The sequence below is a fragment of the Mesorhizobium sp. BH1-1-5 genome (assembly GCF_020165615.1).
Taxonomy (GTDB): Bacteria; Pseudomonadota; Alphaproteobacteria; order Rhizobiales; family Rhizobiaceae; genus Mesorhizobium.
Window position 1 is genome coordinate 225561 of sequence record NZ_JAIUIM010000006.1, and the last position, 24983, is coordinate 250543.

The following is a 24983-nucleotide window of genomic DNA, read 5'->3' on the forward strand; positions in this document are numbered from 1 at the left end:
ATGTGCCGGTGGGCGGCCTATCTTGGTGAAGCGGTCTTCCTCGAAGACATCATCACCGCGCCCTGCCATTCGCTGATCGCCCAGAGCCACTGCGCCCAGGAAGCCAAGTCGCCGACCAATGGCGACGGCTTCGGCCTTGCCTGGTACGGCGACCGGCCCGAGCCCGGCCTTTATCGCGACATCCTGCCGGCCTGGTCCGACCCCAACCTGAAGAGCCTGTGCCGGCAGATCAAATCGGGACTGTTCCTGGCCCATGTGCGCGCCTCGACCGGCGGCGCCACCAGCCGCATGAACTGTCATCCCTTCGTCTCCGGCCGCTGGTCGTTCATGCATAACGGCCAGATCGGCGGCTTCGAAAAGATCCGCCGCGCGCTGGAAAACACGCTCACCGACGCGGTCTTCGACCAGCGCGAGGGCACTACCGATTCCGAGCTCTTTTTTCTCCTGATGATCGACCAGGGCCTGGCGACCGACCCGCAGGGTGCGGTGTCACGGGCGACCGGTCGCGTCATCGAGGCATCCCGCCGCGCCGGCAGCGCGCCGGCGCTGAAGCTGACGGCGGCCTTTTCGGATGGCGAGGCGCTGTACGCCGTTCGCTACGCCACCGACGACCATGCGCCGACGCTCTATACCGGCGCCTTCACGAAGCGCGCCGGTCATTGCATCGTCTCGGAACCCTTCGACCGCGACGGCGGCGAGTGGCAGGCGATACCTCCGGCAAGCTTCGTCACCATGACCAGGGACGGCACCGGCATCCGGCCGTTCGCGCCGGCGGCGAACAAGCTGGCGCTGGTCGTCGGTTGAAGTAGAATCCCGAACTGCCGCGTTCAGGCAGAGATCAGCAAAACGTAAGCGCGGCGTAAGGACGTCCAACCTCCCTCCTGTCATCTGTGGCGCCAGACGAGCGGCGAATTCGTTCGCGCGCTCAAAAACGCGTCGACAGAGGATGACAGGACAATGTGCAGGTGGGCAGCCTATCTCGGCGACGCGATCTTCCTGGAAGACGTCATCGCCGCCCCCTCCCGGCCTGGTCCGACACCAATCTCAGGAGCCTTGGACGCCAGGTGAAATCCGGCCTGTTCCTGGCCCATGTCCGCGCTTCGACAGGCGGCGCCACCAGCCGCGCGAACTGCCATCCCTTCCCCTCGGGCCGCTGGTCGTTCATGCATAACGGCCAGATCGGCGGCTTCGAGAAGATCCGTCGTCAGCCCGAGAACTCGCTCTCGGATGCGCTGTTCGACCAGATCGAAGGGACCACGGATTCCGAGCTGTTTTTCCGCGTGATGCTCGGCGAAGGCCTTGCGCAGGATCCGCAAGGCGCGGTGTCCCGCGCCACCGGCCGCGTGCTCGAGGCTGCGCGCCGCGTCGGCATCGAGCCGTCCCTGAAGCTGACGGCCGCCTTCAGCGATGGTCGGGCGCTTCACGCAGTTCGCTACGCCACCGACGGTCAAGCACCGACGCTTTACACCGCCGCCTTCGCCAAAGGCGTCGGCCGTTGCATCGTCTCCGAGCCGTTCGATCGCGACGGCCGGACCTGGCACGAGATTCCGCAATCGAGCTTCGTGACGATGACCCGCGACAGCACCAGCATCCGGCCGTTCGCGCCAGCGACGTCCCGGTGGGCGCTGGCAAGCTGAAGCCTCGGCATTGGCGGCTTCTGCCATCGGCCGGCTGCTAAACGAAGCGCGACAGGGCGTAAGGCGCGAGCAACGCATCGCGCTCGCCGTCGAGGATTTCGCGGGCAACAAACATGCCGACGGCGGGCGCCAGCGTGATGCCGGAATGAGTGACGGCGATGTAGAGGCCGCCGACGCCGTCGGCGCGGCTGACGATCGGGAAACCATCGGCCGGCGTTGGACGGTAGCCGATCGTGTGGAAGTCGAATTCCAGCCCGTCCGCGCCACGCAGCATCGCTTTCGTCGCGGCGAACAGCGCGCGCGCATCCGCTTCCGCGTTCTCGCCTGGCTCGCCGCCGCCGAAATCCGAGCCGGCGACGATGCGTCCCTCGGCCGTCTGGCGCATATGCAGCCTGTCGGCCAGCACGAGGCCGTTAAGCAGCCTCTTGTGAGGGCGCGAGTGCACGATCAGGCCGGGCGGAGTCTCGATCGGCAACATGACGCCCGCCGTCGCGGCGATCGCCGGAGCACCGGCTCCCGCTGCAACCACCACCTCGTCGGCGGCGATGGTCTCGCCCGAAACGACGACGCCGGTGACCTTGCCGTTGGACAGCACTAGCGTGTCGACAGTCCCCATGACGACCCGTGCGCCGCGCCGTTCGGCATCGGCTAGCAGTGCTTTTGTGGTCGCCACAGGCTCGGCCACGCCTTCCTCCGCGACGTAGAGCGCAAACTCGGGAAACTCAGTGAGATTGGGCTCGATGCGCGCCGCTTGCTCGCGCCCGACCCGCTCGATGCCATAGCCCCAGGACGAATGCTCCGCCGCATAAGCTTCGAGCTTGTCCGCTGGCAGGTCCCAGCACAGGCCGCCGCACCAGGCGAGCGGCAGGCCCGGCAGGTCGTTCGCCAGCCGTTTCCATTCGGCCATGGCCCGGATGCGCAGCCGGAAATAGGTTTCCGGATTGCCCCAGCTTGCGTTGATCCAGGCAAAGGAATTCGGCGTGGCGACACCACCGGCGCCGCTCTCGGAAACGACCGTCGCGCGCGCGCCGGCTTTCGCCAGATGCCAGGCGATAGAGGCGCCGATGATGCCGGCTCCGATGACGATGACTTGTTTTGCGTTGCTCATGCCGGACCTTTGGGAGAGATTTCCCCCGTCATGCCACCCCGCCGGCCGGACCTCAAGTGAGCGCCGGCTATGCGCCGCCCATTGCTACCGCAGGCGCCCCGGCAATCAGGCCCCTCAACTCGTCACAGCACCGTTTGAGCCGTGAAGAATCGACTTTCTTCGCAACCGCCAGTGCTGTGCCGAGCTCCAGTTCAGCGCCGGAACGATCGCCGATCCTGATGAGGAGCGCCGCGAGCGACAGCCTGGCGTCGGCGGCATTGATCGGCGAGCCGATCTCGTTCCACCGCGAGCATGCGATCTGCAGCTCCCGGGCGGCCTCGGCGAGGCGTTCTTCCTGCATGAACAGCTCCGCCTTGGCTTCCGCGGTCAGCGCCTGGATTGAGGCCATCGGCCAGCGCTGGACGACAAGACCTTTTGCGTCTATCTCGCCAAGGACGAGGCGATCATCCAGCGCCACGCCAAGATGAGCGGCTTCCCGGCGACCAAGATCACGCAGGTCAAGCGCCTGTTCGATCCGACGACGGCTTACGCCGCCGCCTGACGGGGAGGGATCGATCGTGAAGCGCTTTGCGGAAATCGTCCTTGCCGTCGGTGCCTCGGCGCTGCTTTGCAGCACCGCGGTCGCGCATGACATGCCCGATCCGGTGCTCAACCGGTCGCGGGACATGGCGGCCAAGTACCTCGACATCGAGGTCGCCAAAACCGACGGCTACAAGCAGCTGTTCGAATGCACGACGCATGACGAGCACGGCACGATGGGCGTCCACTTCATCCATCCCGGCCGCGCCGGCGACGGCAGGCTCGTGCTCGGCGAGCCGGACGTGCTGACCTACGAGCCGGAAGCCGATGGCTCGATGCAGCTCGTCGGCATGGAATACATCGTCTTCGAAAAGGACTGGAAGGGAAAAGGCGTGCCCGAATTCCTCGGCCGCACCCTGCAGCGCAAGACGACGGTGGGCGTCCACCCGGTGGACCCGTATTACGAGCTCCATGTCTGGCACTGGCGGCACAACCCGGCCGGCATGTTCGCCGACTGGAACCCCTATGTGAGCTGCGAGCACGACCGGTCCTGACCGGTGTGACGGGCGGTGTGCTTCGGGAGGACCATTCGTGGCCCTCCCGATCCCTTCGTTCAGACAAAAGGAAAGATGATCATGCCAACCCTTCGCATGGGAATGAAGCCGTCGCCGGTCAGCCAGTTGACGGGCGTTTCTTCGCGACAGCCGTCGAAATATGCCGCTCCGGCCCGCGCGTGCTTGCACGGATGGTCCGCCTCCGCAGGGATCGCGTCTGGCTGGACGAGTTGCCGGACCATCTGCTGCGCGACATCGGCATCAAACGTTCGGAAATCTCGTCGGTCATCTGGCACGGCCGCAGCCAGGACGACGGTGCACAGATTTGACGGGCTGGTTCCGGCGGCGACGGTCCACGGCATCCGCTTCAACAGTGCCGATGAGGTCGGCACCGGCGCCCCGCATGCGGCTCTGATGATGTCCCGCATCCCACTGCCGATTTGGAGCAATCTTTTGCCAGTCCAATCCATGCGCTTGACATCAATACGTACGTACGTATTATATCACCATGGCTAGACAATCACTCCGCGAAAACCTTCTCCAGGCCGGCTTCCAGACCATCTGGAATTCCGGCTACACCGCGGCCGGCGTCCGCGACATCGTTGCCGCCGCCGGCGCCCGTCCGGGTTCGTTCACCAACCATTTTGCCTCCAAGGAGGAGTTTGCCGGCGAGGTGCTGGAGCGCTACTTCGCCTATGTCAGCGGCTTGGTGGAAAGCGCGCTGACGCGTGACGGCACGCCGCCCATCGGCAGGCTTCGCCGCTATCTCGACGTCATCACCTCCAAGCTCGAAGCGCATGACTGGGCGCGCGGCTGCATGGTCGGCAATCTCAGCCTGGAAACGGCCGTTCACAGTGAACCGCTCCGACTCAGGCTGGTCGACATCTTCGAGCGCTGGCGCCAGCCCTTCGCGGCCTGCATCGCCGAGGGTCAGGCTGCGGGCGAGATCACAAAAGCCTTCGACGCCGAGGACCTCGCCGATTTCCTGCTGTCGTCCTGGCAGGGAGCCATGTTGCGCATGAAAGTCGAGCGCAGTCCGGAACCGCTCGAGCGGTTCAAGAAAATCATCTTCAGCACCGTGTTCGGAAGGGAGTGATTCAGGTGAATTCGACGACCGATGGGCGGCAACTGCGGCGCGCCGAGATTAATGTCCTTGATTCAACGATGTCGTATCTGGAGGCTGGATCGACCGGCCCGACCGTGCTGTTCCTGCACGGCAATCCGACTTCTTCCTACATCTGGCGCAACATCATTCCGCATGTCGCGCCGTTCGGTCGCTGCATCGCGCCCGACCTGATCGGCTACGGCCAGTCGGGTAAGCCGGACATCGACTATCGCTTCTTCGATCAGGTCCGCTATCTCGACGCCTTCATCGAGGCGCTCGACATCAAGGATCTGGTGATCGTCGCCCAGGACTGGGGCACGGCGCTGGCATTCCATTTCGCGGCGCGGCGGCCCCGGCGCGTTCTGGGCCTGGCCTTCATGGAGTTCATCAGGCCCTTCGAGCGCTGGGAGGATTTCCATCAGCGCCCGCAGGCGCGCGAGCTCTTCAAGGCGTTGCGCACGCCGGGCGCCGGCGAGAAGCTGGTGTTGGAAGACAATATCTTCGTGGAAAAAATCCTGCCTGCCTCGGTCCTGCGGCCGATGAAAGAGGACGAGATGGCCGCTTACCGCGCGCCGTTCCCGACGCCGCAGTCGCGCAAGCCGGCGCTGCGCCTGCCCAGGGAACTGCCGATCGAAGGTCAGCCGGCCGATGTCGCCGCGATCAGCGCGCACGATCACCACGCGCTGCGGCTTTCCTCCTATCCGAAACTGCTATTCGCGGGCGACCCCGGCGCTCTGATTTCTGCGCAGGCGGCTCGGGAATTCGCGGCGGGGCTGAAGAACTGCCGTTTCATCGATCTGGGGCCGGGCGCCCATTATCTGCAGGAAGACCATCCCGATGCGATCGGCAAGGCCATTGCCGGCTGGTTGCCGCGGATCGCTCCGGCGGAAAACGCGGCCGAGCTGGCTTGAGCCGTAGCGGCGGGCACGAAGCGTTGCCCGCCCCATGTCGACAGGCCGGCACCGCACTGGTAGAAGCGCCGCCTGTCACACGGAACGCCTTAAAAGAAATGCCCGAAACAATACCCGAAGAGGTTGCGCGCCGCCGCACCTTCGCGATCATCGCGCACCCCGACGCCGGCAAGACCACGCTCACCGAAAAGCTGCTGCTGTTCGGCGGCGCCATCCAGCTTGCCGGCGAGGTCAAGGCCAAGAAGGACCGCATCCAGACGCGCTCAGACTGGATGAAGATCGAGCGCGAACGCGGCATCTCGGTCGTCACCTCGGTGATGACCTTCGAATATGACGACAACGTCTTCAACCTGCTCGACACGCCCGGCCACGAGGATTTCGCCGACGACACTTACCGCACGCTGTCGGCGGTGGATTCCGCCGTCATGGTCATCGACGCCGCCAAGGGCATCGAGCCGCGCACGCTGAAGCTGTTCGAGGTCTGCCGTCTGCGCGACATCCCGATCATCACCTTCGTCAACAAGATGGACCGCGAAAGCCGCGATCCGTTCGAGATTTTGGACGAGATCGAGCAGAAGCTGGCGCTGGATACCGCGCCTGTCACGTGGCCGATCGGCCGCGGCAAGAGCTTTTCAGGCACCTATCATCTGGCGCAGAACGCGGTGCGCCGCAGCGACGACGAGAAGGAGCGGACGCCGGTCAACGGCCCGGATTCCAACCGCGTCGCCGGGCTGTTGCCGGACAATGAACGCGAAGCCTTCATCGAGGAACTGGAGCTCGCACGCGAAGCCTGTCGCCCGCTCGATGTCGACGCCTTCCGCGAAGGCCATCTGACGCCCGTCTATTTCGGCTCGGCGCTGCGCAATTACGGCGTTCGCGACCTGATCGAGGCGCTCGGCGCCTACGGCCCGCCGCCGCGTGCCCAGGAAGCCGATGAGCGTACGGTCGAGGCGACGGAGGACAAGATGACCTCCTTCGTCTTCAAGATCCAGGCCAACATGGATCCCAACCACCGCGACCGCATCGCGTTCGTGCGCGTCTGTTCAGGCAAGCTGGAGCGCGGCATGAAGGCCAAGCTGGTGCGCACCGGCAAGCCGATGAGCCTGTCTGCGCCGCAGTTCTTCTTCGCCCGCACCCGCGTCACCGCCGACGAGGCTTTCGCCGGCGACGTCGTCGGCATTCCCAATCACGGCACGCTGCGTATCGGCGACACGCTGACCGAAGGCGAGGAGATCCTGTTCCGCGGCGTGCCGAACTTCGCCCCGGAAATCCTGCGCCGCGTGCGCCTCGGCGATGCCATGAAGGCCAAGAAGCTGAAGGAGGCGCTGCACCAGATGGCCGAGGAGGGCGTGGTGCAGCTCTTCTCGCCGGAAGACGGCTCGCCGGCCATTGTCGGCGTGGTCGGCGCGCTGCAGCTCGACGTGCTGAAGGAGCGGCTCAACATCGAGTACACGCTGCCGGTGGATTTCGAGATGTCGCGCTTCTCGATCTGCCGCTGGATCGCGGCCGACGACAAGGCGGAGGTGCAGCGCTTCATCGAGGCGCATCGCGGCGACATCGCCCGCGACCTCGACAACGACCCGGTCTTCCTCGCCCAGCACGCCTTCTCGCTCAACTACGAAGCCGAGCGCTGGAAAGCGATCCGCTTCACCGCGGTGAAGGACTATCAGGTGCGTGATAAGGCGCCGTGAGAAGTGAATAGTCAGTAGTCAGTAGTCGGTAGTCGGTAGTCGGTAGTCAGTGGTCAGTAGTGATTTCACTACTCACTACTCACTACTCACTACTCACTACTCACTACTCACCACTCACCACTCACTACTCACTTATGATCATCCCTTTCGCCGCCGCCTCCAGCCTGTCGATCTCGATCTTGCCCATCTTCATCATGGCGTCCATCACGCGCCCGGCCTTGGCCCGGTCCGGATCCTGGAGCAGCCGCGGCAACTGTTCCGGCACGACCTGCCAGGAAACGCCGAACTTGTCCTTCAGCCAGCCGCAAGGCCCGGGCTCGCCGCCGCCTTCGGTAAGACGTGTCCAGAAATGGTCGACTTCGGCCTGGGTCTTGCAGTCGATCGACTGTGACATCGCCTCGCTGAACTTGTATTGCGGCCCGCCATTCAGCGCCTGGAACGGTACGCCGTCCAACTCGAACGTGGCCACCAGTGCCTGGCCTTCCTGGGCATGGCCTTCCGGCCAGCGCATGACGCTCAGCACCTTCGAATTCTTGAAGATGGAGACGTAGTGGTTCATCGCCTCTTCGGCCTGGCCGTCGAACCACAGGCAGGTGGTGATCTTTGGCATCGTTTTCTCCTTTGCGTTTTGGAATGAGGTCAGGCGGCGCCTTTGGCGCTGTCCTGAAGCGAAGCGAGATAGGCATCGAGTTGGCCGTAGCTGTCGGCCATGCCTGAGGTCATGCCGGTGCCAAGCGCGCCGTCGCGCGCGGCTTGCGATGCGTAGAGGATCGTTTGCGTAAGCAACGTCTTCCCTTTGGCCTCGGTGAAGACGACGGTTGCGAGTGTCTCGCCGCCGGTCCAGTCCTCGTCGAACAGCTCGCTGGCCGCGATCAGGCTCGGCCGGTCGATCTCGCGATAAGTGGCGGTCATGCCCATCGCCTGGCCGTCACGATGGCGCCACACGTAGCGTGCCGTCCCGCCCACCCTGAGGTCGATTTCGCAGGTCTCGAGCCGCCAGCCGTCCGGGCCATGCAGCCAGCCCTTGAGCAAGTCGGGGACGGTCCAGCAGTCAAACACCATCGCGCGCGGCGCGTCGAAGACACGGGTTATGCGGACCTCGCGATCGCTGGGGGTTGTAACGGTCAACGTCGCGACAGTGGAGCCTGGCAATCTCGTGGTGCTCATGGAATGTCCTTTTTGTGTTCGCTTGCTCAAGGACGTCCGGCCAGGCGCCGGCCCGACACGATTGCTATTTTTCCGATCGGGCCGTGCCATGGGCCGGATACGCCTGGCTCCGCCTATTGTTCCGCCTCGCCCGGGCTCTTGCTGGCCTGCAGCGCGCCCAGCAAGGCATCGAGCCGTTGGAAATTGCCTTCCCAGATTTTGCGATAACGCTCCAACCACTCGGTGGCTTCCGCCAGCGGCTTCACTTCGAGCCGGCATGGCCTGCGCTGAGCGTCGCGCCCGCGCGAGATCAGGCCTGCACCCTCAAGCACCTTGAGATGCTTCGAGATCGACGGCTGACTCATGGCGAAGGGCTCGGCAAGCTCCATCACCGAGGCCTCCCCCTCGATCAACCGAGCGAGAATGGCGCGCCGCGTCGGGTCGGAAAGCGCAGCAAAGGTAGCATCGAGCTGATTCATATTAGATAGCCAATCAGTTATATACCTAAGTGGCTATATACAAATCGACGTCGATGGTCAACCAGCTTGCTGGTGCATCGCAAAATTCTGGCCATGCCGGACTGTGGCGTCTATAACGCCTGCGATCCGAATTCAGCGCCGCCGCGCTCTGCACCGAGCGCAGCCAGCCAGCTAAGGAAAATCAATGCCTGCCTATCGTTCCCGCACCACCACCCATGGCCGCAACATGGCCGGCGCCCGCGGCCTGTGGCGCGCCACGGGCATGAAGGATAGCGATTTCGGCAAGCCGATCATCGCCGTCGTCAATTCCTTCACCCAGTTCGTGCCGGGCCACGTCCACCTGAAGGACCTCGGCCAACTCGTCGCGCGCGAGATCGAGAAGGCTGGCGGCGTCGCCAAGGAGTTCAACACCATCGCCGTCGACGACGGCATCGCCATGGGGCATGACGGCATGCTCTATTCGCTGCCATCGCGCGAGCTGATCGCCGATTCCGTCGAATACATGGTCAACGCGCATTGCGCCGACGCCATGGTCTGCATCTCCAATTGCGACAAGATCACCCCCGGCATGCTGATGGCCTCGCTGCGCCTCAACATCCCGACCGTCTTCGTCTCAGGCGGTCCGATGGAGGCCGGCAAGGTGGTATTGGCCGGCAAGGCGCAGGCGCTCGATCTGGTCGACGCCATGGTCGCGGCCGCCGACGACAAGATTTCCGACGAGGACGTCAAGGTCATCGAGCGCTCGGCCTGCCCGACCTGCGGCTCGTGCTCGGGCATGTTCACCGCCAATTCGATGAACTGCCTGACCGAGGCGCTGGGCCTGTCGCTGCCCGGCAACGGCTCGACGCTGGCCACCCATGCCGACCGCAAGCGCCTGTTCGTCGAGGCCGGCCATCTCGTCGTCGATCTCGCCCAGCGCTATTACGAGCAGGACGACGAAACGGCACTTCCGCGCAGCATCGCCTCCAAGGGCGCCTTCGAGAACGCCATGGCGCTCGATATCGCCATGGGCGGCTCGACCAACACGGTGCTGCACATCCTGGCCGCCGCACATGAGGGCGAGGTCGACTTCACCATGGAAGACATCGACCGCCTGTCGCGCAAGGTGCCTGTGCTCTGCAAGGTGGCGCCGGCCAAGTCCGACGTGCATATGGAGGACGTCCACCGCGCCGGCGGCATCATGGCGATCCTTGGCCAGCTCGACCATGCCGGCCTAATCAATCGCGACCTGCCGACGGTGCATACGGCAACGCTCGGCGAGGCGCTCGACCATTGGGATATTTCGCGCAGCTCGGCCGAGAATGTCCGAGAGTTCTTCCTCGCCGCTCCCGGCGGCGTGCCGACGCAGGTCGCCTTCAGTCAGGACCGCCGCTGGGACGAGCTCGACACGAACCGCGAGACGGGCGTCATCCGCTCGGCAAAGACGCCCTTCTCCAAGGACGGCGGCCTTGCGGTGCTGAAAGGCAATCTCGCGCTCGACGGCTGCATCGTGAAGACCGCCGGCGTCGATGAATCGATCCTGAAATTCACCGGCCCGGCCCGCGTCTTCGAAAGCCAGGACGCCTCCGTCAAGGCGATCCTCGCCAACGAGGTCAAGGCCGGCGACATCGTCGTCATCCGCTACGAAGGCCCGCGGGGCGGCCCCGGCATGCAGGAGATGCTCTACCCGACCAGCTATCTGAAGTCGAAGGGCCTCGGCAAAGCCTGCGCGCTGATCACCGACGGCCGCTTCTCCGGCGGCACGTCCGGCCTGTCGATCGGCCACGTCTCGCCCGAAGCAGCCGAAGGCGGCGCGATCGGCCTGGTCCAGGAAGGCGATACGATCGAGATCGACATCCCCAACCGCACGATCCGGCTCGCCATCAGCGATGCCGAGCTCGAGGTACGCCGTAAGGCGATGGCGGCGAAGGGGGCGGACGCCTGGAAGCCGGCGGAAAAGCGCAAGCGCAAGGTGACGACGGCGCTGCGCGCCTACGCCGCCTTCGCCACCAGCGCCGACAAGGGCGCGGTCAGGAAAGTGCCGGAGTAGGACAGATTCTTCCTTCTCCCCTTGTGGGAGAAGGTGGATCGGCGCGATAGCGCCGAGACGGATGAGGGGTGTTCCAGCGGCGTGAGAGGTTGGTGTTTCCTAGAACATCCCTCATCCGTCGCCTTCGGCGACACCTTCTCCCACAAGGGGAGAAGGGAAAGCCGGCGCTACGGCATCAGCTGATATTCATAGAGCTTCTGGTAGAGCCCGCCTTGCTTGAGCAGAGTCTTGTGCGGGCCGCTTTCCCGCACCTTGCCTTTTTCCAGCACCACGATCGTGTCGGCCTGGTGCACGGTGGAAAGCCGGTGCGCGATGACGATCGTCGTACGCCCGACGGTGAGCTGCTGCAGCGCGTCGCGGAACAGCGCTTCCGACTCGGCGTCGAGCGCGCTGGTCGCCTCGTCGAGCAGCAGGATCTCGGCATTGCGCAGCATGGCGCGCGCGATCGAGATGCGCTGGCGCTGGCCGCCGGACAAGAGCGAGCCATTCTCGCCGACCTCCGTCTCATAGCCCTTGGCCATGGCGCTGATGAACTCATGCGCATTGGCGGCCTTGGCGGCGGCGATCACCTCTTCATCCGTCGCGCCCTCGCGGCCAAGCCGGATATTGTGCATGACGGTGCCTGCAAACAGGAACGTGTCCTGGCTGACATAGGCGATCTTCTGCCTGAGCGAATCGAGCGTCGCGAACGAGATGTCCTGGCCGTCGAACATCACCTTGCCGGTCTGCGGGTCGTACATGCGCATGATCAGATTGAGGATCGTCGACTTGCCGCTGCCGGACGGCCCGACCAGCGCCGTCATCTTGCCGGCCTTGAGCGTCAGGTTGAGGCCTTCGAACACCGGCGAGCTTTCCGGATAGGCGAAGCTGACATTGTCGAAGCGGATTTCGCCCGGACCGGGCTGCAGCGGCGTGGCGCCGGGCTTCTCGGCGAGCGTCAGCGGCCGGTCGGCGAGCTGGAACATCATGCGCACGCCGACAATGCCGGTCTCGAGCGATATGCGAACGCGGGCCAGACGCTTTGCCGGCTCATAAGCCAAGAGCAGCGACGCGATGAAGGCCATGATGTTGCCCGGCATCTGCCCGCCCTGCAGCACCAGGAACCCGCTGACAAAGACCGCCCCGGCGATCGCCATGCCGGCAAGCGTTTCCATCACCGGACTGGTGGCGGCCTCCAGCGTCGCGATGTTGTTGGCGCGGTTCTCGACATCGGAGACGGCCTTGTACATGCGTTTGCGCATCGCGCCTTCGAGGTTGAAGGATTTGACGACGCGCACGCCGATCGCCGTCTCCTGCATCACATGCACGATCTGGCCGAGCGATATGAATTCCATGGACGCGATCTTGCGCACACGTTTCAGGATGCGGTTGACGCCATAGATCGCCACCGGCCCGACGGCAAAGCAGATCAGCGACAGCCACGGCTGTTGCCAGACCATGACCGCGACCAGCACGATCAATGTCACCAGGTCGCGCACGTAAGAGGTGACGACGAGGTCGAGCACGCTGCGCGCGGCCTGCGCATTGTTGGTCATGCGGGCGATCAGGTCGGCCGATGAGGTCGAATGGTAGAATTCGATGCCTTGCGCCAGGATCCGATCGTAGATCTTGCGTTGCCGGTCGGCGATGATGGCGTTGCCGACGCGGCTCATGAAATAGGCCTGGACGAAGGTGGCGAGACCTTTGAGCAGGAAGATCCCCGCGACGCCCGCCGCGATCAGGTTGACGCGGTCGAGCCTCTTGAAGACGACGAATTCGTTGGTGATCTCGCGCAGGATCCAGGCGCTGGCGCCGGTCATGGCGGCCACCACCAGCATCGATGCTATGGCGGCGCCATAGCCGAATTTATGCTCGTGGAAGGATTCCCTTATCAGCCTCGCGATAAGGCGCTGGTTTTCCGTCGAACGGAAGAAGCGAAACAACGGCCGATCCTATGTCTGGCTTGCAAAGAATTTCGGATTCGCCACGAGTGCGAGAGGCGGCTTATAGAGCGAGTTGCGGCGCGATGGAACCTTTCGGCTGCAGGCGAAAGAAAAGGCTGCGCCAGGCTGTCTTTTCGGCCACGATGATTGCCGGTTCTTAAGGAAGAGGGTGACGACAGATGGATTTCGACCTCATCGTGCGCGGCGGCACGCTGCCGGACGGCAAAATTGCCGATATCGGCATTGCCGGCGAAACCATCCGGGCGGTCGAGCAGAAACTGCCGGGCTCCGCGCCGACCGCGGGGGGCGCGCGCGGCAATCTGGTCTCCCCGCCCTTCGTCGATCCGCATTTCCATATGGATGCCACGCTCTCCTACGGCATCCCGCGCATCAACGCTTCCGGAACGCTGCTCGAAGGCATCGCGCTGTGGGGCGAACTGAAGCCGCTGCTGACGCACGAGGCGGTGCGCGAGCGCGCGCTCGCCTATTGCGACTGGGCCGTCTCGATGGGCCTGCTCGCCATCCGCAGCCATGTCGATGTCTGCGACGACCGGCTGCTGGCGGTGGAAGCGCTGCTCGACGTCAAGAAAATTGTCGCGCCCTATATCGACCTGCAGCTGGTCGCGTTTCCGCAGGACGGCCTCTACCGCTCCCCGACGGCGCTCAAGAACACCATCCGGGCGCTCGACCTGGGCGTCGACGTCGTCGGCGGCATTCCGCATTTCGAGCGCACCATGGCTGACGGCGCCCGCTCGGTCACGGAGCTCTGCGAGATCGCCGCCAAACGCGGCCTGATGGTCGACATGCATTGCGACGAGACCGACGATCCGCTGTCGCGCCATATCGAGCAACTGGCCTACGAAACGCAGCGCCTCGGCCTGCAGGGCAGGGTGGCCGGCTCGCACCTCACCTCCATGCATTCGATGGACAATTACTACGTCTCGAAATTGTTGCCGCTGATCGCTGAGGCCGGCGTTTCGGCTATCCCCAATCCGCTGATCAACATCATGCTGCAGGGGCGCCACGATACCTTCCCGAAGCGACGCGGCCTGACCCGGGTCAAGGAGATGCAGGCGCTCGGCATCCGTGTCGGCTGGGGCCAGGATTGCGTGCTCGACCCCTGGTATTCGCTGGGCACCGCCGACATGCTCGACGTCGCTTTCATGGGCCTGCATGTCGCGCAGATGTCGAGCCCGGCCGATATGGCGCGCTGCTTCGACATGGTCACCAACGTCAACGCCGCCATCATGGGGCTCGATCATCTTGGCCTTGCGGTCGGCAAGCGGGCGAGCCTCGTCGTGCTCGATGCCGGCAATGCGATCGAGGCCGTGCGCCTGCGCCCCGAACGCCTCTGCGTCATCGCCAGGGGCAAGGTCGTGGCGGAGCGGACCAGGCAGGAAACGCGGCTGTCGATCGCCGGCCGGCCTGCGCAGGTGAACCGGCGGCACAAGACAGCGTAGGTCTCTGCATTCTCGGTTTGACGAGCGAGAGGATAGCGTTTTCGCCCGAACTTCGTCATCCACGGGCGGAGCGACGCGCAGCGTCGCGTAGACCCGAGGATCCATTCCGTGACGTTGTGCGAGGAGTAAAAGCGGTGCAGAACTAAGGTCATTCTGCGCCGCAGCAACGCTCCGAGGTTACGGCATGGATTCTATGGTCTGCGCCGCGTCGCTTCGCTCCTTGCTTCGCCATAGAATGACGAAGTCCCGAGCGTTCCGGTCAATCGCGAACCGTTCATGATGCTTTGTCTTCGGCCAACCTCGATTCCCGGCGCTGGTCTTACGGATTTCCCTCGTCAAACCAGCCGCTTGCGGCTAGGGAGCGGCATGGCTCAGACCATCGCCCGCAATTTCACGATCAGGAACATGTTGCTCGCCGGCATCCTCTTGATGCTGGCCGGCGACTTCATGTTCGCGCTGAACGACGCGATGGGCAAATGGCTGGTCGCGAGCTTCTCCGTCGGACAGGTGGTGCTGATCCGCTCGATCGGCGCCTTCATCGTGCTCGGCCCGATGATCGCCAACCAGGGCACGGCCAGGCTGTTCGACATGGACCGGCCGCTCTTGCAGTTCCTGCGCGTCGTGGCCACCACGACTGATACCGGGCTTTTCTACGCCGCGGTCGTCTATTTGCCGCTGGCCGACGTGATGAGCTTCTATATGGCAGGGCCGATCTATGTCGCGGCGCTGTCGCACCTCCTGCTCGGCGAGAAGGTCGGGTGGCGCCGTTGGCTGGCGATCCTGGTCGGCTTCTGCGGCGTGCTGATCATCCTGAAGCCGTCCCCGGCGGCCTTCTCGCTGTCTTCCGCCTTCGCGCTGGTCGGCAGCATCGCCTTCGGCTTCGCCATCATCCTCGGCCGCCTGCTGCGCGGCACCAGCGACACCACCTTGGTCACCTGGCAGACCATCGGCACGCTGATTGTCGGCGGCCTTCTCACCATCGGCGCCTGGCGCACGCCGTCGGGGCTTGATTTCGGCGCCATGCTTTTGCTCGGCGTCGTCTCCTGCGCAGCGCATCTGATGATCACAAGGGCGCTGAAGCTGGCGCCGGCCTCGACGCTGGCGCCGCTGCATTACACGCTGCTTCTGTGGGCCGTGGTCTTCGGCCTGGTGTTCTTCGGCGATGTCCCGGGGCCGCGTATATTGATCGGCGCGGCGATCGTCGTGCTTGCCGGCATGTTCATCTTCCATCGCCAGAAGGTGGTGGAGACCGAGGTGCCGCCCGAGAACGTGCCGAAGGGCGTGAATTAGGGCGTCCCAATGGCCGGGCGTGATCGATGCCCCAAATCGTCTCGAAAATTACCGAGGAACCGGTATCCCTCTCTTTTTTAGCGCCAACCCACGACTATATAATGGCTGGGTGGTTTGCTGTGGGGGAATTCTTGAGCGGTCTAAACAGAAAGCTGTTTCAGCTGGAAGTCAGCGAAACGGACAAGAATAGAGAATATTGGGTGAGCCGGCCCTGGGTGGGGGGCAATTCTCAGGAACTGCGTGACGCGGATATACTGCTTCTCCCATGGGAGAATTTCAGGGAGGACCATGTCGCTCTCTTTCCCCAAGGCACGCCGGAGTTTTTTCGTAGCCTCCAAGCTAGCGCCGATCTGAAGATTGCGATCGCAATAGATCGGGAAAAGTATGAAGAGATTGCCCTTCATGGCCGTGCGTCGCGATGGCCGACAATTCTCGTATCAACCGTTCTCGTGCCTGTTGTTGTTGGCATTATAACGAACAGGCTTGACGCGATAATCTCGAATGAAATCGGTATCTCTGCTGGGGCGTCCACGGACGACACCATTGAAATGGAACTGGTGATTGAAGGTGATTCTGGAAAATGTATTTCAATAAAGTACAATGGCCCGCCTGGAAGATTGATTGAAACGCTAGTCGCAGAGAGCTCAAGATGCTTACCGCCTACGGAAAAGGACAAACCTAAACGAGTGGATAGCAAGAACAAGATGATGCCGACGAAGAGTAAGAAATATTTGAAAAAGAAGAAAAATTGATAAGGGAAATAAGGAATCTGGCTAAAGCGATAAAGATTCGGCTGAGATCGCCGGATATTTCGTTTTGGACTGAGATGGAAGGGAGGGCAGAAAAGCTTCGCGTGGAGGCTAGGGTGTCTAGCTTGGAGGATTGTTCCAATCGCGCGTGGTACCTAAGGGAAGTTGCGGCAGTGCGAGGACTTATGGTTAAGTCCATGCAAGAAATGAGAGATGGCGATTATTACGGAGCCTGGTGCAATTTTGAGAGAATGGAGATCGCTATCGATGGACTGCGATCAAACGCGTTCTTCGAGGGCGGCGAGTTTGAGATTGCGAAGCTGTCTAAGCAGGTAAAATTCTGGCAAGGAATTTTTCCATACAAAGTTTTCATGAGCCCGGAATTTGTCATCAAAAAAGCGACGTGCTCGATCTGTAAGGCTATTGTCGATCCGTGGGAGAAGTGCGACCACAAGGTTGGTAAAGTTTATTCAGGGGAAATGTGTTGCCGGGTTATCGAAGAAGCAAATTTTCTGAGTATTTCGATAGTTCTCGATCCAGTACAAAAATATTCGGTGGCGTTTGTCCGTGACGAATCAGGAAATGACCAGTTTAATTATTCAGTGGTTAAGTTTGTTGTAGACAGGATCAGTAGTCCGTTCGGTCAATGGTCGTATAAATTGGAAAAGGCATATCACTCGCACACTTTTTTCTCGGAAATTGATCCCACAGATTCTTGTCCGTGCGGGTCAGGAAGGCAATATTTGAGTTGTTGCTTGCTGCGACCCGGTGTGATCAGACCTCATTACCAAATTGCGTTTAAAGTGGCACCACCAGCAGATGTGCCAACAGCTATGTTTCTGGGGTACAAATAGGCAGAAATTTCTTTCCTAACCCGCGCGCACAGCCGCCAGATGCCGCGAGAATTCCTTTGTCTCCATCAGCGCCTTGCAGCGAGCGAAGCGGCCATCGGCATAGGCGCGGAAATCGTCGACCGGATTGTCGTTGGCGAGCTGGATCAGCCCCCAGAGCGTCCAGAGCAGGTCGCACATCGCCTTATAGATGACGACGCGGCCGCGCTCCGCCGGCATCGCTTCGCCGCCGAAATAGGCGCGCATCAGTTCCTCGTCCTGGTCCGCATCGAACTTGCCCTCCACCGAGAGGTCGCCGAGATCCCAGAGCGGATCGTTCATCCCGGAATATTCCCAGTCGACGATCCACATCCGCTCGCCGGTATCGAGGAAGTTTTCGCACAGCGGGTCGCAATGGCAGGCGGCGAGTGGGATGGCGTGCGCGGCAAGCGCCGCGCGCACCGCGCCTGCCTCGCGCACCACGTCGTGATAGCCGGCGGGCAGCGCCACGTCCTTGGTCGACAACACCTTGAGATAGTCGTCGATCATCGCGAACAGCTCGAAGCGGAAGGGAAAGACCGCGCCGGAAGAGTGGAGCTTGCGAAAGGCCTGGCCGGCCCGCGCCGGGCTGCCCGGCCGCGCCTTGAATTTTTCGGGCGACATCGTCTCGACGCCAGCGATAAAACGCGTCGCCATCAGGCCGGACGCCGGATCGGCATAAAGCACTTCGGGACTGACACCGGCTTTGGCCGCCTCGCGCGCCGCAACCACCTCGTTGGCGCGGTTGATATATTCCTGCGTGCCCTTGCCGGGAACGCGCAGACACGCTTCGCCGGCCCTGTAGACCATGTTGGTGAGGCCGCCCAAACGCTCCAGCGGTCCGTCATAGCCTGACAGCACCGGAATGGTCGCCAGCGCCGCGCGCAGCTCATCGGTCATGTCGTGTCCCCCTTCACGCCATTGTTCTAGCTTGGACGGTTCCACAGTTTTGGCGGCTTGGCTATGATCCTTCGCACATGAATCGGCTTTGAGGGGCGACAATGACGGACGGCAAGCACAGCGGCTCGCTAAGCGCGGCCTACGCCGCGAAGCGGCCGGAGGAAGTGGCCGCGATCTATGATAGCTGGGCGGACACCTACGACACCGACATGTCGGCGGCCGGCTATCGCCATCCGACGATCTGCCTGGCGCTGCTCGCCCGGCACCTGCCACGCGGCGCTGCCCCCTTGCTCGATGCAGGCGCCGGCACCGGTCTGATCGGCGAATGGCTGGCCATCACCGGCTATCCGAGGGTCGAGGCGCTCGATATCTCACAAGGCATGCTGGACAAAGCAGGCGCCAAGGGCGTCTACACGGCGCTGCATCGCCTGGCGATGGGTGACACTCTGCCCTTCGCCGACCGCGCCTATGCCGGCATTATTTCGGCGGGCGTCTTCACCTCCGGCCATGTCGGGGTCGAGGGACTGGACGAGTTGATCCGCATCTGCCGTCCCGGCGGCGTCATCGTGCTGACGGTCAAGAACACGCTTTGGCAGACCGGCTTTGCCGAGCGCATCCTCGAGCTTGAGGCCGAAGGCACCGTAACCCGCCTCGAAGAGACACGGCCATACGCTTCGATGCCGGGCGAGGGTGACACAGTGCCGAGCAGGGGCCTGGTGCTGCGCGTCAGCTGACCCGCTCTCCGTGATCAGGCCTTTATCTTCGCCCCGGCCAGGTCATACATCGGCTCGAGATGGATCCTGGCCGGCGTGCGTTCCATCGCCACGACAAGCTCATAATCGCCTGAGGCGAGGAACTCGTCGCCGACGCCGTCGGCGTTGCGCACATAGCCGTAGCCGATGTTCTTCTCCACCGTATAGCCATAGCCGCCGCAGGTGAGGTAGCCGACCGGCTCGCCATTGCGCAGGATCGTCTCGCGCCCGACCAGCACGATCTCCGGGTCGTCCACGGTGAAGCCGGCAAAGCGTTTCGTCGGTGGCTTGCCGGCTGCTTTCTCCAGCGCCCTGCGCCCGACGAAATCGGTGTTCTTGCGAAGCTTCACCGCCCAGCCCAGCCCCGCCTCCGGCGGCGTGTCGTTCGGCGTGATGTCGGAGCCCCAGGCCCGGTAGCCTTTCTCCAGCCTGAGCGATTCCAGCGCCCGGTAGCCGACCGGGCGAATGCCATGCGCTTTGCCCGCCGTCATCAGCGCGTCGAAAACCTCGCCGGTGGCGTCGATCGGCACATGCAGCTCCCAGCCGAGCTCGCCGACATAGGTGACGCGCAGCGCCTTCACGCTATGGCCGGCAATCGCGATCTCGCGCGCATGGCCGAAGGGGAAGCCGGCGTTGGAGACGTCGGCCTCCGTCACCGCCGCCAGCACGTCGCGGGCGCGCGGCCCCATCAGCGACAGCGTGCCGTACTCCTCCGTGACGTCCGTCAGCCGCGCGTCCAGGCCCGAGCCGATATGGTCGCTTATCCACGACAGGTCATGCGTGCGGAAGCCGGTGCCGGTGACGATGTAGAACCGGTCCTCGCCGAGCCGCGACACGGTGAGGTCGGCCTCGATGCCGCCACGCGTGTTGAGAAGCTGCGTGTAGGTCAGCCGACCGACCGGCTTGTTGACGTCGTTGGCGCAGATCCAGTCGAGCGCCTTCAGCGCGTCGGCGCCGGTCAGCTCGTACTTGGCGAAGGAGGACTGGTCGAAGATGCCGACTTTCTCGCGCACATGGCGGTGCTCGTCGCCGACCGGGCCGAACCAGTTCTGGCGGCCCATCGAATAGACGTCCTCGGCGGCCGCCTCATCCGGCGCGAACCAGTTAGGCCGTTCCCAGCCAAGCTTGGAGCCGAACACGGCGCGGTGCGCCTTCAGCCGCTCATAGAGCGGCGAAACGATGCGCGGCCGTCCCGTCAGATATTCTTCATGCGGGAAGCCGATCGTGTAGTGCTTGCCATAGGCTTCCAGCGTGCGGTCGCGGACCCAGTCGCGGTCGCGATGCAGGCTTGAGAAGCGCCTTATGTCGACGACCCAAAGGTCGAGCGGCGCCTCGCCGTCGACCACCCATTGCGCCAGTACCCAGCCGGCGCCGCCGCCCGAGGCGATGCCGAAGGCGTTGAAGCCGGCGCCGACGAACATGTTGGAGCATTCGGGCGCGACGCCGAGGATGAAGTTGCCGTCCGGCGTGAAACTTTCCGATCCGTTGATCATCTGCTTGACGCCGACGAGGCCAAGCGCCGGCACGCGCGCGATCGCCTGGGTCATGTGCTGCTCAAAGTGATCGTAGTCGTCGTCGAACAGGCGGAATTCCCAGTCGTTGGGAACGTCGCCGCCGGAAAGTCCGGTTGCCCAGGCCTGTGGGTCGGGCTCATAGCCGCCCATCACCAGCCCGCCGACCTCCTCCTTGAAATAGGTGCGGCGGTCGGGGTCGCGGATCGTCGGCGCGTCGTTGGCGAGCCCCTCGATCTTCTCGGTGATGATGTACTGGTGCTTGACCGGCTGCAGCGGCACGCTGATGCCGGCCATCGCGCCGACCTGCCTTGCCCACTGCCCGGCGCAGTTCACCACCTTGTCGCAGGCAATGTCGCCTTTTGAGGTCTTCACCGCGGTGATGCGGCCGTCCTTCATCGTGAAGCCGGTGACGCGCACGTCCTCGAACAGTTTCGCGCCATGCATGCGCGCGCCCTTGGCGAGCGACTGGGCGATGTCGGAGGGGCTGGCCTGCCCGTCGGTCGGCAGCCACGAGGCGCCGACCAGGTCGCCGGTCTCCATCAGCGGCCACATGCGCTTCACTTCGGCCGGCGACAGCAATTGCATGTCCATGCCGAAGCTTTTGGCCGTCGTCGCCAGCCGCTTGAACTCGGTCCAGCGGTCGGCATTCGTCGCCAGCCGCAAACAGCCGGTCATCTTCCAGCCGGTCGCGAGGCCGGTTTCGGCCTCCAGCCCCTTGTAGAGCTCGACCGAATATTTGAGCACGCGCGTGATCGAGGCCGAGGAGCGCAACTGTCCGACCAGGCCAGCGGCGTGCCAGGTCGAGCCCGATGTCAGCTTGCCTTGCTCGAGCAGCACCACGTCCGCCCGGTGGTCGCGCGCCAGATGATAGGCAGTGGAACAGCCGATGATGCCGCCGCCGATGACGACGATCCCGGCATGGCTGGGCAAGGTCATGACTTGGTCCCGTATTTCGTCCGGTAGTTCTCAAGCGCCGCGTCGAGCCGCACGAGGTTCTCCTCGGTGTAGGCGACGTAGTCGATGCCGGGCGCGTCGAGATAAAGCTCCGACACCATGCTCCACATCGCCTCGCGCAGCAGGGAGGCGCATTGCATGGCGGCGTGCGAGCGGCGGATTTCGTTGTCCGGCTCCTTCATGAAATAGGCGGTCATGAAGGCGAAGGATTCGTCGTTGCTCATCCCGGCATTGGAGGCCGCGCCGGCGAGGTCGAACATCGCCGTGTTGAAGCCGGCATATTCGAAGTCGATCAGCCACAGGCGCTGGCCGTCGTCGAGGATATTCGCCGGCAAAAGATCGTTATGGCCGAAGACGATCGGCAAAAGCTTCTGCGCCCGCTCGAGCTCGTCCGCCAGCGCCAGGTAGCGCGGCAGCTGGTCCTTCTTGCGGCTGCCGCCTTCGTCCAGCGTGCGCGCATAGTCGCGGATGACGTGGAACACCCAGAACATGAAGCCGGCACCTGAGACGTGGTTAGGCATCTCGCGATGGAAGCCGCGCAGCAGCGCCGCCACGCGGCCGAGATTGGCGCGCACGTCCTCGCCGAGAAAGGTCTTCGCTCCCAGAAACGCCGTCACTAGGATGCCGGGCTCGGAATAGTGTACGGCCGGTGCGAAGCCTGCCGCATACGCGGCTCGCGCCGTCATCACCTCGCGCTCGCGAAAGACATGGTGGAAGGGGAAATCCTGGCCGAAGCGCACGACATGCCGCCCGGCCGCATCCGTGACGACAAAATTGGCGTTGCTGAGGCCGCCCGGCAGCGGCTCGATCTCGATGCCGCCGTTCCAGCACGGCAGGGCGCGGATGCGGTCTTCGGCCCTCACGGTTCTGCTCCGGCCAAAGCCGGTCCTCCGGAAAACAGTGATGAGAGAAAACGAAAAAGCCTCGTCGGTGCGAGACGCCAGGATCGGTATCCCGCACCGCACCGACGAGCCCCTTGGCCAGGTTTAGTATCCCGGCATCCGCCCCCGCGGATTCGATAAAAGCCCGCGTCTGGCTGTCTCCAGACGATCTGGTCACTAGGTTGCGGCTCTGCCATCACCCTCCCGTTAGCAGTTCCGAGCCTGTCACTTGCAACCACTCTCATGCCGTGGTGGCAGAACTGTCAATCAAAAGCTGTGACCTTTTTTGGGTGTTTTGCCCGAAAATATAAGCAACTCCTTTCAAAGCGTTGTCAAAGCCTTAAATTCGGTCAAAATCCCGGACATCCACATGATCCATTCGAAACGGCATGGCGAAATCCTGCGCATCCTCCACGAGGAAGGCACGGTCACCATAGCGAACCTCGCCGAACGTCTCGGCGTGTCGCTGGAAACGGTGCGGCGCGACGTCAAGCCGCTCGCCGATGACGGGTCGGTGCTGAAGATGCATGGCGCCGTGGGCCTTGCCTCGATGGTGGGCGAGGCGCCATTCGAGCGGCGCATGCGCGAGAATGCCGAAGCCAAGCGCCTGATCGCCAGGATGGTCGCGGCCACGATCCGCGATGGCGAGGCGATCATGCTCGATACCGGCACGACCACGTCCTTCCTGGCGCGCGAGCTGCTGGCGCATCGCCGGCTGACGGTGGTCACCAATTCCTCCGACATTGCCCGCACGCTGGCGACGGTGAACGGCAACAAGGTCTATATGGCCGGTGGCGAGCTGCGCAGCGATTCAGGCGCGGCGTTCGGGATTTCGGCGATCGAGTTCGTCAGCCGCTTCTCGGTCGATCACGCGGTGATCTCGATCGGTGCGGTCGACGCCGTCGCCGGCTTGACCGACTATGATCTGGATGAGGCGGAATTCGCCCGCATGGTGCTGTCGCGCGGCCAGCGCTCTTTGGTCATCACCGACCACACCAAGTTCGGTCGCCAGGGCCTGGTCAGGGTCTGCGGCTTCGACGGCTTTTCCGAGCTTGCCACCGACCAGCCGCCGCCGCGTGACGTCGCCGCCGCGCTGAGCCAGGCCGGCGCGCGCTTGACCATTGCGACGGCCTGATCCCCCGGGGAACAGGAAGCAGCTAGCCGAAGACCAGGGACTGATGCGCCGCAACCCCGGCCATCGCGCCGCCGGACACCGCGAAGGCGATGTTGTGCATCATCCGCGCGGCGTCTCCGGCCGCGAAGACGCCGGGCACCGATGTCTGCTGCTTGTCGTCCACGACGATTGCCTGGCCAAGCGGGCCTTCGTTGAAGGCGCAGCCAAGCTGCTCGGCGAGCGGGCTTGCCATCACATTGCGCGGCGCGGTGAACAGCGCCCGCACGCTTGCGCGGCGATCACCATCGAGCCTGACGACCAGGCCGCCGGCGCCGTCTTCCCGCACCTCGCTCACCTTGCCCGGCTCGAAGCGGATATTGCGCTTCTCCAAGGCTCGCGCCTGGTCCGCATCCGGTTCGAACAAGCCGTTGGCGAACAGCGTGACGTCGCCCCAGTCGGAGATCAGCTCGGCCTGATGCAGCGACATCGGTCCGGTCGCCAGCACGCCGAGCGGCCCGCCGGCCACCTCGTAACCGTGGCAATAGGGGCAATGCAGCACCGTCTTGCCCCACTGCCCGGCCAATCCGGGGACGTCCGGCAGGATATCGCGGACGCCGGTGGCGAGCACCAGCCGCGTCGCGCCGAAACCCTCGCCATTGTCCATCTCGATCTCGAAGCCGGCGCCGGCAAGGGCGGCCCGCTCGGCGCGGCCGTCGATCACCGTGACGGTGGGATAGGCAAGCAACTGCGCCCGGGCCTCGTCGAGAATGTCCGACGGCGCCCGCCCGTCCTGACCGAAGAAGCCATGCGAGTGCTCGGCGAAGCGATTCCGCGGCTGTCCGGCATCGATAACCAGCACCTTGCGTCGGCCCCGCGCCGCATACATGGCGGCGGACAGGCCGGCAAAGCTGCCGCCGACGACGATCACATCATACTGCATGGCTGGATACTCCAATCAGGTCATAACGGCGGCGGAAGTCGGCCGTCAGGTCGGCCAGCGTGATATGGCTGAGCCGCTCGGTGAGCAGTCTTTCCGCCTCCAGGCGAAAATCGTCGAGCACGGCGATCACCGCCTGCTCGACCAGGCATCCAGGGCTTTCCGGCTCGGTGCTGAACGGCAAAAGCGTCTCGCCGAGCGCGGCGCTGATCTCGGCGAGCGAGATCTTGTCCGGCGCGCGACCGAGCTGCCAGCCGCCGCCATGGCCGCGCGACGAAGTGACGATGCCGGCCTCGCGCAGCCCGGCGATGGTGCGGCGCACGACCACCGGATTGGTGTGGATGAAGCCGGCAAGCTGTTCGGAGGTCAGCGCCCGGTCGGGCGCGTCGGCCATATGGACGAGGATGTGCAGGGTCGAGGACAGCCGGCTGTTGCGTTTCATGTAACTTAGTTAGTTACGAA

The 24983-nt window shown here is 63.7% G+C and carries 25 protein-coding genes and 1 pseudogene; 15 read left to right on the plus strand and 11 right to left on the minus strand.

What is annotated here, in order from left to right; genetic code table 11:
* On the plus strand, positions 1-804 hold the full coding sequence (locus LB572_RS10600) for a class II glutamine amidotransferase (protein ID WP_224667677.1): 804 nt from the start codon (positions 1-3) through the stop codon (positions 802-804).
* A 153-nt stretch (positions 805-957) separates the two neighbouring features.
* Positions 958-1637, plus strand: a pseudogene (locus LB572_RS10605) (class II glutamine amidotransferase).
* Positions 1638-1674: 37 nt separating this feature from the next.
* On the opposite strand, the gene LB572_RS10610 reads toward LB572_RS10605, so the two are convergent.
* Positions 1675-2745 carry an NAD(P)/FAD-dependent oxidoreductase gene (locus tag LB572_RS10610; RefSeq protein ID WP_224667678.1) on the minus strand — a complete coding sequence of 357 codons (1071 nt, stop codon included), beginning with the start codon at positions 2743-2745 and terminating at the stop codon, positions 1675-1677.
* Positions 2746-2812: 67 nt separating this feature from the next.
* Positions 2813-3202, minus strand: coding sequence for a hypothetical protein (locus tag LB572_RS10615; RefSeq protein WP_224667679.1), 390 nt, complete (start codon positions 3200-3202; stop codon positions 2813-2815).
* On the opposite strand from LB572_RS10615, the gene LB572_RS34695 reads away from it, so the two are divergent.
* The 6 genes from LB572_RS34695 to LB572_RS10645 all read left to right on the plus strand — a co-directional run bounded on the left by LB572_RS34695 (position 3191) and on the right by LB572_RS10645 (position 7525).
* Entirely contained in the window at positions 3191-3286 is a 96-nt protein-coding gene (locus LB572_RS34695) for a hypothetical protein (RefSeq protein ID WP_412033552.1), read from the plus strand. The genes LB572_RS10615 and LB572_RS34695 overlap by 12 nt on opposite strands.
* Before the next feature lie 16 nt (positions 3287-3302).
* On the plus strand, positions 3303-3818 hold the full coding sequence (locus LB572_RS10625; protein WP_224667680.1) for a hypothetical protein: 516 nt from the start codon (positions 3303-3305) through the stop codon (positions 3816-3818).
* 191 nt (positions 3819-4009) lie between these two features.
* A complete protein-coding gene (locus tag LB572_RS34700; RefSeq protein WP_224667681.1) occupies positions 4010-4147 on the plus strand; it encodes a DUF1127 domain-containing protein in 138 nt (45 codons plus the stop codon).
* A gap of 179 nt (positions 4148-4326) precedes the next feature.
* The gene (locus LB572_RS10635) at positions 4327-4914 is read left to right on the plus strand and encodes a TetR/AcrR family transcriptional regulator (RefSeq protein WP_224667682.1); all 588 of its coding nucleotides are present in this window, start codon (positions 4327-4329) and stop codon (positions 4912-4914) included.
* 5 nt (positions 4915-4919) lie between these two features.
* A complete protein-coding gene (locus LB572_RS10640; protein WP_224667683.1) occupies positions 4920-5834 on the plus strand; it encodes a haloalkane dehalogenase in 915 nt (304 codons plus the stop codon).
* 98 nt (positions 5835-5932) lie between these two features.
* Positions 5933-7525 carry a peptide chain release factor 3 gene (locus tag LB572_RS10645; protein ID WP_140802078.1) on the plus strand — a complete coding sequence of 531 codons (1593 nt, stop codon included), beginning with the start codon at positions 5933-5935 and terminating at the stop codon, positions 7523-7525.
* Between the two features lie 124 nt (positions 7526-7649).
* Here the strand turns inward: LB572_RS10645 and LB572_RS10650 are convergent, their stop codons facing one another.
* The 3 genes from LB572_RS10650 to LB572_RS10660 all read right to left on the minus strand — a co-directional run bounded on the left by LB572_RS10650 (position 7650) and on the right by LB572_RS10660 (position 9150).
* Entirely contained in the window at positions 7650-8135 is a 486-nt protein-coding gene (locus LB572_RS10650) for a VOC family protein (RefSeq protein ID WP_224667684.1), read from the minus strand.
* A gap of 29 nt (positions 8136-8164) precedes the next feature.
* The gene (locus tag LB572_RS10655; RefSeq protein ID WP_224667685.1) at positions 8165-8692 is read right to left on the minus strand and encodes an SRPBCC family protein; all 528 of its coding nucleotides are present in this window, start codon (positions 8690-8692) and stop codon (positions 8165-8167) included.
* A gap of 113 nt (positions 8693-8805) precedes the next feature.
* On the minus strand, positions 8806-9150 hold the full coding sequence (locus tag LB572_RS10660) for an ArsR/SmtB family transcription factor (RefSeq protein WP_140802081.1): 345 nt from the start codon (positions 9148-9150) through the stop codon (positions 8806-8808).
* A 184-nt stretch (positions 9151-9334) separates the two neighbouring features.
* On the opposite strand from LB572_RS10660, the gene ilvD reads away from it, so the two are divergent.
* Positions 9335-11179: a dihydroxy-acid dehydratase gene (gene ilvD, locus LB572_RS10665; protein ID WP_224667686.1), complete on the plus strand. Its 1845-nt coding sequence runs from the start codon at positions 9335-9337 to the stop codon at positions 11177-11179.
* 167 nt (positions 11180-11346) lie between these two features.
* Here ilvD and LB572_RS10670 read toward each other — a convergent pair whose 3' ends face one another.
* A complete protein-coding gene (locus LB572_RS10670; protein ID WP_224667687.1) occupies positions 11347-13101 on the minus strand; it encodes an ABC transporter ATP-binding protein in 1755 nt (584 codons plus the stop codon).
* Between the two features lie 179 nt (positions 13102-13280).
* Between LB572_RS10670 and LB572_RS10675 the strand changes: the two genes are divergently transcribed.
* The 4 genes from LB572_RS10675 to LB572_RS10690 all read left to right on the plus strand — a co-directional run bounded on the left by LB572_RS10675 (position 13281) and on the right by LB572_RS10690 (position 17454).
* Positions 13281-14561: an amidohydrolase family protein gene (locus tag LB572_RS10675; RefSeq protein WP_224667688.1), complete on the plus strand. Its 1281-nt coding sequence runs from the start codon at positions 13281-13283 to the stop codon at positions 14559-14561.
* A 366-nt stretch (positions 14562-14927) separates the two neighbouring features.
* A complete protein-coding gene (locus tag LB572_RS10680; RefSeq protein WP_224667689.1) occupies positions 14928-15851 on the plus strand; it encodes a DMT family transporter in 924 nt (307 codons plus the stop codon).
* 26 nt (positions 15852-15877) lie between these two features.
* Positions 15878-16603: a hypothetical protein gene (locus LB572_RS10685; RefSeq protein ID WP_224667690.1), complete on the plus strand. Its 726-nt coding sequence runs from the start codon at positions 15878-15880 to the stop codon at positions 16601-16603.
* A 182-nt stretch (positions 16604-16785) separates the two neighbouring features.
* A complete protein-coding gene (locus tag LB572_RS10690; protein ID WP_224667691.1) occupies positions 16786-17454 on the plus strand; it encodes an SEC-C metal-binding domain-containing protein in 669 nt (222 codons plus the stop codon).
* Positions 17455-17469: 15 nt separating this feature from the next.
* Here LB572_RS10690 and LB572_RS10695 read toward each other — a convergent pair whose 3' ends face one another.
* Positions 17470-18369 (minus strand): phosphotransferase family protein, encoded by a 900-nt coding sequence (locus LB572_RS10695; RefSeq protein ID WP_224667692.1) that lies wholly within the window; start codon positions 18367-18369, stop codon positions 17470-17472.
* A 101-nt stretch (positions 18370-18470) separates the two neighbouring features.
* Between LB572_RS10695 and LB572_RS10700 the strand changes: the two genes are divergently transcribed.
* Positions 18471-19103, plus strand: a complete 633-nt coding sequence (locus LB572_RS10700) for a class I SAM-dependent DNA methyltransferase (protein WP_224667693.1) — start codon at positions 18471-18473, stop codon at positions 19101-19103.
* 14 nt (positions 19104-19117) lie between these two features.
* On the opposite strand, the gene LB572_RS10705 is transcribed toward LB572_RS10700, so the two are convergent.
* Together LB572_RS10705 and LB572_RS10710 are read right to left on the minus strand one after the other, a co-directional pair.
* Positions 19118-21571 carry a GcvT family protein gene (locus LB572_RS10705; RefSeq protein ID WP_224667694.1) on the minus strand — a complete coding sequence of 818 codons (2454 nt, stop codon included), beginning with the start codon at positions 21569-21571 and terminating at the stop codon, positions 19118-19120.
* On the minus strand, positions 21568-22452 hold the full coding sequence (locus tag LB572_RS10710; RefSeq protein ID WP_140808447.1) for a phosphotransferase family protein: 885 nt from the start codon (positions 22450-22452) through the stop codon (positions 21568-21570). Before LB572_RS10710 ends, LB572_RS10705 begins: the two co-directional genes overlap by 4 nt.
* A gap of 388 nt (positions 22453-22840) precedes the next feature.
* Here LB572_RS10710 and LB572_RS10715 point away from each other — a divergent pair, with 388 nt between their 5' ends.
* Entirely contained in the window at positions 22841-23605 is a 765-nt protein-coding gene (locus LB572_RS10715; RefSeq protein WP_224667695.1) for a DeoR/GlpR family DNA-binding transcription regulator, read from the plus strand.
* 22 nt (positions 23606-23627) lie between these two features.
* Here LB572_RS10715 and LB572_RS10720 read toward each other — a convergent pair whose 3' ends face one another.
* Positions 23628-24524, minus strand: coding sequence for an NAD(P)/FAD-dependent oxidoreductase (locus LB572_RS10720; RefSeq protein WP_224667696.1), 897 nt, complete (start codon positions 24522-24524; stop codon positions 23628-23630).
* The gene (locus LB572_RS10725) at positions 24514-24963 is read right to left on the minus strand and encodes an RrF2 family transcriptional regulator (protein WP_140650228.1); all 450 of its coding nucleotides are present in this window, start codon (positions 24961-24963) and stop codon (positions 24514-24516) included. The genes LB572_RS10720 and LB572_RS10725 overlap by 11 nt, the downstream gene beginning before the upstream one ends.
* Positions 24964-24983: the final 20 nt, after the last annotated feature.